Genomic DNA, 9,576 nt, shown 5'->3' on the forward strand with positions numbered 1-9,576 from the left:
CTTGAATTTGGGATAGAGTTTATGAAAAATTTTAAGTCAATCATGGTTTCTTCGGTGATCAGTTTGTCTTTTCTTCCAATGATCGGCTATACCGCACCGGTGGTTGTACCGAATCCACCTCAACTGGCTGCTCGAGGTTATGTCTTAATGGATTATCATACGGGCACGTTGCTGGTTGCGCACAATGCACATGATAAGCTTAACCCTGCCAGCCTGACTAAACTCATGACCGCTTATGTCGCTGGGCAAGAAATGAAACGGGGCAACATTAGCCCGAATGACCAAGTAACGATTAGCCAGAATGCTTGGGCGAGAAATTTTCCTGACTCTTCAAAGATGTTTATTGAGGTGGGTCGGCAAGTCGATATGATGGATTTATATCGAGGGCTGATCGTCCAATCGGGAAATGATGCCAGCGTGGCTATCGCTGAACATGTGGCGGGATCTGAACATGCCTTTGTGGATCTCATGAATTCATGGGCGAGAAACCTAGGATTGGAGAATACCGCGTTTACCAATCCTCATGGTTTAGACAGTGATGGGTTGTACAGTACGCCTTATGATATTGCTAAATTAGCGCAAGCGATCATTCGTGATTTACCGGATATTTATCCTCTCTACAGTGAAACCTCCTTTACTTATAACGGCATTACCCAATACAACCGTAATGGTTTGCTACGTGATCGTAGTATGAATGTTGACGGGATGAAAACGGGGTTTACCAGTGGTGCTGGATATAGCTTAACCACCTCTGCAACACAGGGTAATATGCGATTGATTTCTGTGGTTATGGGGTCAAATAGCCAAAAATCTCGGGAGTCAGAGAGTAAGCAGTTACTGAGCTATGGCTTTCGATTTTTTGAAACCGTTTCACCACATCAGCAAGGAGAAACACTGGATCAAGCCCGAATTTGGATGGGGAAAAAAGATAAGCTTGCCGTTGGTGTTGAAGAAACCACTTACCTGACCGTGACTCAAGGCGAGTTATCAAAATTGAGTGGCGTGATAGAGCTGGATAAAGATTTACAAGCCCCGATGCAAAAAGGAACCGTCGTGGGCAAAGTGATCTATCAAATTGATGAACGCAAAGTGGGGGAAGCGCCGTTAGTTGCTTTGGAAAATGTAGAACGAGGAAATTGGTTTAAACGTCTTTTTGACACTATTAAGCGTCTGTTTTCCAGTTTATTTTAACCTTTGCCTAGGAACTATGAGCATTGCTTTGTTTGAGGCGATTCTATTTGGATAAGGCCGAAAAGGAAGCCGGATATGAAAAGTGAGATCAGGCTTCCAAAACAAGGCTACTTGAAGGTTTTCATACAGAGCTTTACCTCGCATTGACATCAAATCCTCTTCTTTTTGCGAGGCTGACGTTTCAATGGAGTATCGTGAACGAGGCAAAAGAAGAATGGAGTTTAACGCTGAAGATCGTCAAGCGTTGTACAATGTATGGATGTCACAAAAAGCGAAAATGCATTTGACGCAAATGGCCATGGCCAAACGGTTAGGATTGAGTCAGCTTGAGTTTTCACAGCGCCTACGAGGAGAATTACCGCTTTCTGCATCATTTGTAACTCAGTTTTGCCAGCACCTGCATGTTGAGCCTTACCATGTGATACCAAGCATGAAAAAAGTGCCAAAGTTCTCCTCTCGAACAATTCAATTACAGAATAAAATCATCATTGATGGGGATATTCAGCAGGTTCGAGTGGAAGGTAATCAAGTGGTTATTGAGTACCTTCACCACCTCGAACAATAAGCTTTTTACTTCCCTCTTTGAGTTTCAAAGAGGGAAGTGTGTTGATCTTATCATTAATAATGAATCATCATATCGACACGACGGTTTTTCTGTCTCCCTTCAAGTGTTGCATTACTCTCAAGCGGTTCATCTTCTCCTTTTCCTTGATAGTGAATTCGTTCCTTATCAACGCCTTTTTCTGCTAAATAGTTTGCCGCAGCCTCCGCTCGTTTTTCTGATAAGACCTGATTATATTTTGCTGGGCCTGTCGAGTCGGTATGTCCCGTTATCATGACGGTGGCATCGGAGTAGCTGTATAAGAAGCTGACAACGTGATCAAGCTGCTGCTTTGCCGATGAGGTAAACTCTGCTTTGCCAAAATCAATATGGCTGATGAGATAGGTTTTCGCTTCTCTTGTTATTGGCTGTGGTTGTTTCTCTCTAATGACGGTTGACGGGCGCTCTTCTCCTTCAATTTGAACAGGTACCGAATATCCTTGATCTTTGGATGGAAACACATAAGCCATCCCCAACATGATGGTATTGGTATCGATATGCGTTTGTGGATGACTGATATGATTGACTCTTTGATATTCCAGACGTAGTGAAATATGGTTTGTCGCCCGGTAGTCCATTCCTGCGGCCCCCAATAACGCATAGTCATCTATATTTTTACTGCTGACTTTAGCCAATCCCAATTTAGAGAACACATTAAAATAAGGAGAAACTTCAAACTTTAGTGTTGGAGATAAACTAGTATACGTTAATTTTTCCTTTCCTGTTTCTTTAATATCTAGGGAGCCTAAATCAATATAGTCGGCTTCTAAAGCGAGCCAGTTTGAAAAGTCATACCCGATATATAATCCAATACTTGACCCTTCTTTAGAACAAGCATCTTCTTGATTGCACGAGGAATTTAACCAGGATTTCCCAAATTTAGCACCTAAATAAGGACTGGATAAAATAGGAAAAGAAATAGCATAAATGATTGCCACCTTTATTATTTTACTTCTGTTTTTTACTATCATAAATGTTGGTCTTAAGTCATTTTGATGATGATTGTTATTCATTTCCGATATTTAGATATCTCCCTCTCTATGATCGTTGGAAATAACAAGTGTCTTTATTTTCAGTCACCTGATAATCGAGTGGTAGCGGTCAAACTATCCACAGATACGAATTATTCTTACTATCATGGTGAGTGCTTTTTTAGTATTGGCAGAAAATTTTCACAATGTAAAGGGAGGGAAACGATTTTTACTTTCTCTTTTGATTGTTTGTTTTTTGTTTCATCTGTTTTTATCTTGTTTCGTTTCTGTTTTTTTATGTTTTTTTGATCTGGATTCGGAAAGTGTTTTAAAAAAAATCGATAAAAAGATTATCTATGGCAAATTTTTATTTTTCTTGTTTTTTTTAAAACCTATTAGACATTAAGTTGAATAGAGTTGTTGGTTATTCCGAAAATCTAATTTTAACGTTATTTTATCTTGTGAAATTAGGCTATTTTTATAATGTGTCTTGAGTTTTCCGTATTTACAGGTCTTTTGTTCTGTTGTTTAATCTCGTTGTTCGACGGTGATTGGTGTCGCCATTACAGAAAAAAACAGTCTTTAGAGGTTTATACAATGAATAAAATGATGAAAAAAACGCTAACCACTTCCGTTCTTGGTTGTTTGTTTGCTGCTAGTACGAGTTTTGCCGCCACGGATATGAATGTTGCGGGTGGTACGATTACATTCAACGGTTCAGTTACAGATACAACCTGCCATGTTACGACAAATGGTGGTCAAGATTTCACCGTAAACTTAGCGCCTATTTCTCTTGATGATGCTCAAACTCCTGGTGTGGTTACCGCTGGTGCAAAACAATTCTCTATGATGGTTTCTGGCTGTACTGGATATGTTGCGAACAGCTCTTCAGCACAAGCACTACAAATTACCTTTACTGGTGCGAACGTTTCTCCTGATGAGATGTATTTAGAGAACAACGGTGGAACATCGACAGGGGTGGGTATTGCAATCACTAAAGATGGTTCAGATCCTTATCCACTGAACCGTGCAATCACAACAGCATTGACAACGACTTCTTCTGACGGTGAGTTTTTCGATAAGGATGCTGAAGGCACACTGACTTTCTTTGCTAACTACTACAATTATGCTGGTGAAGGAAACGTGACAACGGGTTCGGTTATTACCTCGGCAACTTATACCTTTAGTTACGAGTAATCATATGAATAAAAAGGAGGAGGGCTCTCCTCCTTTTTTGACTGAAGGGTGAAATGATGAAAAAACTTTTCTTTTTACTAATAAGCATGAGTGCAAGCATTTGTGATGCGAGTGTGATCATCAATAGAACGCGAGTTATTTATCAAGAAGGGGCGCAAGAGACGTCATTTCAGCTCTTAAATAAAAGTAAAACGACGCACCTTGTTCAAGCTTGGATTGATAATGGCGATGAAGAAGCGGCTCCAGAAGATATCAAAACCCCATTCATTCTCTTACCACCGATTGTGAAAATTGCCGGAGAAAGTGGGCAAATTATGAAAATTCAGGCAGATGAGTCGGTCAACAGTTTGCCAAAGGATCAGGAATCTGTTTTTTGGGTGAATGTTCTGGATATACCCCCTTTACCTAAGACAAGCAGCTTAGAAGGGGGAAATTATTTGCAAGTGGCTCTGAGAACTCGAATTAAGCTCTTTTATCGTCCGAAAGGCTTAGTGTTATCAAACCGAATCATCAGCCAAAGCTTATTCATCAATGAAAATGTCAACTGCTTAGACAATCGTTCTCCATTTTATATGAGTATCGTTCGAGTTGAAGAGACGGATGATAATTTGTTAGAGAATTCAATCATGATCCCCCCTTATTCATGTCAAGAAATAGAAGGGGTTAAATTTAGAAGCAAGAATAAATATAGAGTTTCTTGGTTAGATGATTATGGTAGTCAGCAAGTTACTGAAATTTAAAATGATTTCGTTCTAGGCTTAAGATGTTTAATAAATTCTGTATTATTTTTTTATTTCTAATCACAATGCCATTTTCTGGGCGTGCAGATTCTTTTAATACGAGTTTTCTTGTGGGTAATACTGCGGCGAGTCAATGGAACTCTGATATTGAAATAGAACCTGGAACTTATGATTTTAACCTTTATATCAATGATCGTTGGCTAGGAACTTTTCCCATTTTTGTTAAAGATGGGACTCGAGAAAGTATTTACCTCTCTCTCTCGGACATGAGTGATTTTGGTCTTAAATTGGATCGTTACCCTAAAGATGTATTGGATAATGATTCAGGATTCATCAGTATCGAAGCGATGATTGCTGGTGGTTCGTTTCATTTTGATCCAAATGGGTTTAACCTTTCCATTACTATGCCCCAGGCCTATATTGACATGAGTGATGTCAATTGGGTGGATAAAAAAAACTGGGATCAGGGGATTAATGGTGCTTACGTCAATTATCATGCGAACTATTTTAATAACTATGATAAAGAGACAGAGCAATATACTGAGAGCTTATTTTTATCATTAAACTCAGGTTTGAACCTGTTTGGTATACATTTTGTTGATGTGGGTTCGGTGACTTCCGGTTCGGGGCAGAACAATGGCTCGGGCTATATTAATACCTATCGTTACGCAGAGAAGGCATTGCTGGATATCGATTCTTTAATTCGAGTGGGAAAACAGCCCTCATCAACAAGTTATTTTGATTCCATCAAACACACTGGGGTCTCTTTACGTAAAGATATGCGTATGCTACCTGATAGTTATGGCCGTTATATGCCAGTGATTCGTGGTGTTGCTGCTGAGCAAGCGGTAGTGACGATTCGACAAGATGGTAGAGTCATCGAGCGTTTGAATATTCCTGTTGGTGAGTATCGTCTAGATCAGTTGATGCCCACAGGATCGCGTTCAGATTTAGAAGTTACATTGACCTACAGTAGTGGAAGGCAGGAGCACTTTATCGTTCCTTTCTCAACCATTTCTGGAATGCTGCGCGAAGGAAGCTCTGATTATAATATTCATGTTGGTCGGGTTGAAGATGGGCAGCATGATGATCTTTTCATTCAAGGTGAGTATACCCGCGGCGTTAATAATTTTTTGACGGGTTATGGTGGAGCGACATGGTCTGATGATTATCAATCCTATTTATTGGGGAGCGCTATTTCTATTCCTAGTATGGGGTATGTCTCATTTGATATTGAACACAGTATGGCTGATCTAAATCATCTTGGGCATTATCAGGGGCAAAAATACCATCTCTCATACAGTAAATATTTTTCGACCAAAACCAACTTAACATTAGCCAGCTATTTTTATAAAACCGGACACTATCTATCATTACAAGATTCACTGCGTGCTAAAGATTATCGTGATGAAAGTTATTTATCGAACCGAGTTAAAGAAGGTTATAGTATTAATTTAAATCAGCCGATAGGTAAAGGGCAGGTTTATTTTGATGGCTATTTTTCTCGAAAAAGTGGAGTGAGCTCATTTGATAAGCAGTTTAATCTCGCTTATAACCAAACGATGAATGGGGTTCATTATTCTGTGACTTTAGGACGTTCTTATACTCATTATGATTTTTTCAATGAGCGAAATTCAGTCCAAGAAAACCGCATGGGGCTCTCTATTTCTGTGCCTTTATCTGTCTTTGATAACAAAGTGACCTTGACTGGGCGCGTTTCTGCACTTGATGAAGCTTATCGTTCTAGTGATGTGATTTTGAGTGGTTATGAAGAGGACCTGACCTATAGTCTTAATATGGGGCATGATAAAGACTCAAATTCTTATCTGAGTGCTTATGCTTCTTATCAAGCGTCGAAAGTTTATCTGAATGCATCATATTCAGAATCAAACGGTACTCGGCAAATGGCCGCTGGCGCGAGTGGCAGTCTGCTGGCTTATCACGGTGGCGTATTAGCGAGTTCACAAACGGGTTCAAATTTTGTCGTAGTAGAAGCCCCGGGTATTGAGGGGGCGACGATCAACAATGATCATAAAGTTCGTACCAACAGTGATGGTCAAGCGTTAGTGGCAACGGCATCACCTTATAGAAAAAACACGTACACCATTCAAAATGAAGATGCTCAAGGTTCGATTACTGGAAATATGAAATATGTGGTGCCGCTACGCGGGGCAATCAGTAAAGTGAGTTATACCACCGATACCGCGAAACGATTTGTGTTTCAAGTCAGTGATGCACTTCCATTTGGCTCAGAAGTGTTCAACGAAGCGCAAGAAGCGATAGGGTACGTACTACAAGGTGGCCGAATTACCTTTCGAAGTGAAGTAGCTCTTGGTGAAGTTTGGATTCGTTATCTAAAAGAAGGTGACTGGGTTGAGTGCCGTGTTAACTTACAGGAAGAAGAAGAGAGTAAGCGATGCGAATAATCAATGTGATCAGTAAAGGGATTGTGTTACTGAGCCTTTTCTTTGGACTACTGAGTGCGGTGAGTGTGCGGGCAGGTGTTTTAAGTGATAGCTGCACGGCGGGGGGCGCTGTGATTGCCAGTGAACCTTATTCAGCAAGTACCAGTATCGATATTTCACAGATGTTTAGTTTTTCAGGAACGTATTCGGTAAGCCTACGTACGAGCTGGAGTGGTCGCATGTGGTGTGGTACGGGGATGTTGCTTGACGATGTGTACTATTTTTCTCCGGCCATGGGCGCTCCTGGTGGAACATACATTGGTTTTAGTCACTCCGACACTGGAGAAACAACCTATTTTCAAGTCATCGTTGAACCTGCAAAAAGTTATGAAGGTGTGAACGGGTTGCCGGGTAGTCATAGCCTTGGTTACCAAGTGGATTATACCATCACGTTTACTTTAGTGAATAAGGTGCCGAGTGGAGCGACGCTCATTTCCAGTGATAGTGGCGTTGTCACTATTGGTACTATTGCCGCGAGTGGGCAGAAACGCTCAGACAGTGATGCTTATGATCGCTGGGCCTCAAATAACTGGGGGAAAAAACGTTGGCTGACTTATCAGAATTTAAACGTTTCATTCAAAGCGACAAATACCACCTGTAGCATTCCAAGCTATACCTTTACCATGCCTGAAACCTCGATTGATGCGATTCGTAATGGGCGAGCAGGAAGAAAACCATTTATTCTTGAGTTTCAATGTGATGGATACTTAAACAGTGTCGCTACACGTAATGTTCGTAGCTGGTTTTACAGTAATGATCGAGTCGCAGAGATAGGCAATGGCTATGTACTGAGAAATCCACAATCAACAGCCCAAGATATTGGAATTGTGCTCACGGATTATTTTGGAAGACCAGTGAGGCTGTCGGACAGCATAAATCAAATTAATAATGCGGATCTGCTATTGGATGTGGAAAAAGGCAAACCGTTTGAAGCTTCCTCTGATCCCGCTTATGTTTTTGCTACTTATGCTATTTATGGACCAGAACCTAGCCCCGGAAGTGTTACTGCGACGGCAATAGTGGTCATTAATTATGACTAATGCGTCAGCATGATTTTAGGAAAGATAAATAAAAAGCGCCATTCGGCGCTTTTTATTTATCTTTAACACAGGTCACCATAGGGGTATGACGGTTTGAAAGTAATAGCGTATTCGATGCTATTTTTTCAAAAGAGAGGTGGCGAGTATTTCCTAACGCTAGGGTGGGCGCATAATGATAGATAAACTCCTCCTCAAGATTGTCATTATATAAACTGGTGACCTTTTCAATTTCTATTGAATAATTTCTTTTATCTATATGTTGATAACTGAAATCTTGTCTTTTATTGATGAACGCTTGATGACCATTTAACTCACTTTTCCCAGAGATATAGATAGAACCTTTCTGATCCTTATGAAAAGTGATAACAAAATCGACATCCATAGAAAATTTTTCGTTGTTTTGTTCCGTGATATAGTTGAGAGTTGTTCGACAACTGTCTGAAAAATAAATAGTAGATTGATAGTAAAGGTATCCAGCCATTATTGATGCTGAACATGTTGCGACTAGGGATAGACCAAATTTAACGTTATTCATTTATTATCCCATATGTAATGATAGTAATTTTTACAAGCTATAATTTTATCTTCATCTTTTAAACACTTTGCGAGAAACAATCGCCCGGAGTGTCCATAATATAGACTGTTTTGTGCAGAGATAAAAAGAACTTCATCTGATTCACATTGTGTGTTTGTCTTCGCTATTTTATTTTCCGCTAACTGAAGTAGAAAATCTTTAATTTGTGATGAAATCGGCTGAAAATTATAAACAGTGCAATGGTCTATTGTGCCAACGTAATAATGTTTCTTCACCGACTGCTTTGAAAAAAATTGATAAGACCCCGATATAGAAAGAAGTGCAGCCATGATGGTTGTGGCGATTTTTAATCGATGAGGCCAATTATTTTCATGAGTGTGTGGTATTGCTTCTTTAAAATGTTCTGATTTTTTCTGGTTTCCCGTTTGAATTTTTTCTATGACAACGCTATCACTTAGCATGAAACCAACTTTAGGTATGGTTATACCCGCTCAACTTGAAGATGCAGGTTTCAAAATCTGAAAATTATCCGAAATTCTGGATACCAGTGAGCCTGCAACTTTTGGCAGCGTCACATTGAAAAATTCATTAATAGCCGTTGTAAATTCAGCCTTCGAGCGGAAGTAAATATTGTTCCTTACATGCTCATTCATTACCTTCCAAAGCCGCTCGATTGGATTTAAATTTGGACTGTAAGGCGGTAAGTAATGAAGCTCGATATTGAGCACTTTTGCCGCATTTCTCACCAACTCTGACTGATGATAGGCAGCGCCATCAAGAACTAGGTGAACTTGTTGCTCCAACGGGTAATGCTCCTTTTTGAGCTTCCAGAAGAA

The 9,576-nt window shown here is 40.0% G+C and carries 10 protein-coding genes; 6 read left to right on the forward strand and 4 right to left on the reverse strand.

Annotation, left to right across the window (positions count from 1 at the left end):
• Positions 1-42 precede the first annotated feature (42 nt).
• Together B5D54_RS10215 and B5D54_RS10220 are read left to right on the forward strand one after the other, a co-directional pair.
• On the forward strand, positions 43-1,191 hold the full coding sequence (locus B5D54_RS10215; RefSeq protein ID WP_483409840.1) for a serine hydrolase: 1,149 nt from the start codon (positions 43-45) through the stop codon (positions 1,189-1,191).
• A 214-nt stretch (positions 1,192-1,405) separates the two neighbouring features.
• On the forward strand, positions 1,406-1,756 hold the full coding sequence (locus tag B5D54_RS10220) for a helix-turn-helix domain-containing protein (RefSeq protein ID WP_078926437.1): 351 nt from the start codon (positions 1,406-1,408) through the stop codon (positions 1,754-1,756).
• Between the two features lie 53 nt (positions 1,757-1,809).
• Here the strand turns inward: B5D54_RS10220 and B5D54_RS10225 are convergent, their stop codons facing one another.
• The gene (locus tag B5D54_RS10225) at positions 1,810-2,805 is read right to left on the reverse strand and encodes an OmpA family protein (RefSeq protein WP_078926438.1); all 996 of its coding nucleotides are present in this window, start codon (positions 2,803-2,805) and stop codon (positions 1,810-1,812) included.
• A 555-nt stretch (positions 2,806-3,360) separates the two neighbouring features.
• Here B5D54_RS10225 and B5D54_RS10235 point away from each other — a divergent pair.
• The 4 genes from B5D54_RS10235 (at position 3,361) to B5D54_RS10250 (ending at position 8,205) form a co-directional block, all read left to right on the forward strand.
• Entirely contained in the window at positions 3,361-3,960 is a 600-nt protein-coding gene (locus tag B5D54_RS10235; protein WP_199251531.1) for a fimbrial protein, read from the forward strand.
• Between the two features lie 86 nt (positions 3,961-4,046).
• Positions 4,047-4,700, forward strand: coding sequence for a fimbrial biogenesis chaperone (locus B5D54_RS10240; RefSeq protein ID WP_238843256.1), 654 nt, complete (start codon positions 4,047-4,049; stop codon positions 4,698-4,700).
• A gap of 23 nt (positions 4,701-4,723) precedes the next feature.
• Entirely contained in the window at positions 4,724-7,126 is a 2,403-nt protein-coding gene (locus B5D54_RS10245) for a fimbria/pilus outer membrane usher protein (RefSeq protein ID WP_078926440.1), read from the forward strand.
• Positions 7,117-8,205, forward strand: coding sequence for a fimbrial protein (locus B5D54_RS10250; protein ID WP_078926441.1), 1,089 nt, complete (start codon positions 7,117-7,119; stop codon positions 8,203-8,205). Before B5D54_RS10245 ends, B5D54_RS10250 begins: the two co-directional genes overlap by 10 nt.
• 52 nt (positions 8,206-8,257) lie before the next feature.
• Here the strand turns inward: B5D54_RS10250 and B5D54_RS10255 are convergent, their stop codons facing one another.
• The 3 genes from B5D54_RS10255 to B5D54_RS10265 form a co-directional block, all read right to left on the reverse strand.
• A complete protein-coding gene (locus B5D54_RS10255; RefSeq protein ID WP_078926442.1) occupies positions 8,258-8,740 on the reverse strand; it encodes a FidL-like protein in 483 nt (160 codons plus the stop codon).
• Positions 8,737-9,201, reverse strand: a complete 465-nt coding sequence (locus B5D54_RS10260) for a hypothetical protein (protein WP_078926443.1) — start codon at positions 9,199-9,201, stop codon at positions 8,737-8,739. Before B5D54_RS10260 ends, B5D54_RS10255 begins: the two co-directional genes overlap by 4 nt.
• Before the next feature lie 30 nt (positions 9,202-9,231).
• Positions 9,232-9,576: IS630 family transposase (locus tag B5D54_RS10265; protein ID WP_139364779.1), on the reverse strand; the 345-nt coding region annotated here is incomplete at its 5' end.

This window comes from Vibrio cincinnatiensis DSM 19608, from assembly GCF_900167345.1.
In the GTDB taxonomy this organism is placed as follows: domain Bacteria; phylum Pseudomonadota; class Gammaproteobacteria; order Enterobacterales; family Vibrionaceae; genus Vibrio; species Vibrio cincinnatiensis.